The sequence below is a fragment of the Robinsoniella sp. genome (genome assembly GCF_034124845.1).
On record NZ_JAWYAJ010000529.1, the window covers coordinates 1 to 1,583 of the forward strand.

Annotated in this window: 2 protein-coding genes; both read left to right on the forward strand. The window is 41.4% G+C overall.

Translation table 11 applies throughout. From position 1 onward, the window contains the following. A partial coding sequence (locus ACH2DQ_RS26355) for a penicillin-binding transpeptidase domain-containing protein (RefSeq protein ID WP_395028653.1) occupies positions 1-661 on the forward strand: 661 nt, incomplete at its 5' end. A 39-nt stretch (positions 662-700) separates the two neighbouring features. After that, positions 701-1,573: a DUF6070 family protein gene (locus tag ACH2DQ_RS26360; RefSeq protein ID WP_395028654.1), complete on the forward strand. Its 873-nt coding sequence runs from the start codon at positions 701-703 to the stop codon at positions 1,571-1,573. Positions 1,574-1,583 lie beyond the last annotated feature (10 nt).

The following is a 1,583-nucleotide window of genomic DNA, read 5'->3' on the forward strand; positions in this document are numbered from 1 at the left end:
TGAACCTGTCATATTAGAAAATGCCATGATCTATTCCGATAATATTTATTTTGCAAAAGCAGCATTGAAGATGGGGGCAGACCAGTTGGAGGGCCAGCTGGACAAACTGGGATTTAACCAGGAAATGCCTTTTGAGATTACCATGGCGCAGTCCCAGTATTCCAATACGGATAAAATAGAGTCAGAGGTACTCCTTGCCGACAGTGGTTATGGCCAGGGGCAGATTTTAATAAACCCGCTTCATCTTGCGGCATTGTATACGGCATTTTGCAATGATGGAAATGTTATAAAGCCATATCTTCAGTATAAGGATTCCCGGGAGCCTCAGGTGTGGCTTCCCCAGGCATTTTCAAAGGAAGTTGCTGACAGGGTGGAAACCGCTATGGAAAAAGTAATATCCTCGCCGGAAGGTACAGGCAGGGCAGCGAAAATGGAATCCACTATTTTAGCAGGGAAGACAGGAACTGCGGAAATCAAAGCTGATGTATCAGATACTACAGGTACGGAACTGGGATGGTTTGGGGTATTGACTCCGGATCCGGCTTCCAGTAAACCGGTACTATTAATCAGCATGGTGGAAGACGTAAAAGAAACCGGTGGGAGTACTTATGTTGTGGAGAAGGATAAGATTGTTTTAGATAATTATTTTTCAGGGGAATAAAAATGGATTTTGTAGTTATGATGGAAGGAGAATTATTGCATGAAAAAGATGGTAGTGATAACCGGAATTTTGTGCTGTATCGTTCTTATAGGGGCTTTCTATGCATCTAATCAGAAAGGAAAATATCTACTGGCACAAAATATGAAGGGAAGCATTTCTACGGAATTATCAGACCGTGTGCAGGAAGAGTGCCTGGCGGTTGCCGGAGTTTATAAGGATATTTATCTTGAGTTTCAAAAGAAGCCTTCTGATATCATTCAGGCGGATACGCTGATTTCAGATGAGGCTGTTGGAGAGATCGTAAGAAAAATTGGGAAAGAGGGTATTACTGTAAGTGATACCGCCGGCAGGTGCAGCCTGGAAAATTCGGAAGTGTTTTACAGCTTCTGGGAAAATGTCCAAAAGGGGGAAACGACATCGGTTACTATTTACCGTATACGTCCCAATGGAGGATTCTACCGCTATGAATTCTATATGGACCATACCGGAAAATATCTTCTGTCGGCTTCTGTCAATCTGGATTTAGAAGGGAGCCCGGATGTATATGAGATGAAAATAACACCTCTGTCCGAATGGAAATTTACGGAGAAAGAAAATTTTATTTTCCGGGATGATTATGCAGTCTGGGCCAGTGGGAATGGATACCGTATGATCCGTATAAAACCGGTGGATGAAATTTGTCTGGCCTATCAGAAAAAATACGTGGAACCCATTAATTATGGAGGCAATAATCTGATGATCAGTAATTGGTCAGAGACGGATTATTCAGAGTTGAGCTTTAATGACCTGTTTGAGAACTTCTATCAATTAAAAGAAGGCAAACGGCTGGAAAAAGACCAGTTACCTATCGATTCATCCAATGAAAACCGATATATTACTGCTGATTTATTTGAAACCTTAATGAATAGTTAATTTTCAATTA

Coding starts and splice junctions, on each gene's coding strand:
- ACH2DQ_RS26360 (WP_395028654.1), top strand. CDS start 701: ATGAAAAAGATGGTAGTGATAACCGGAATTTTGTGCTGTATCGTTCTT.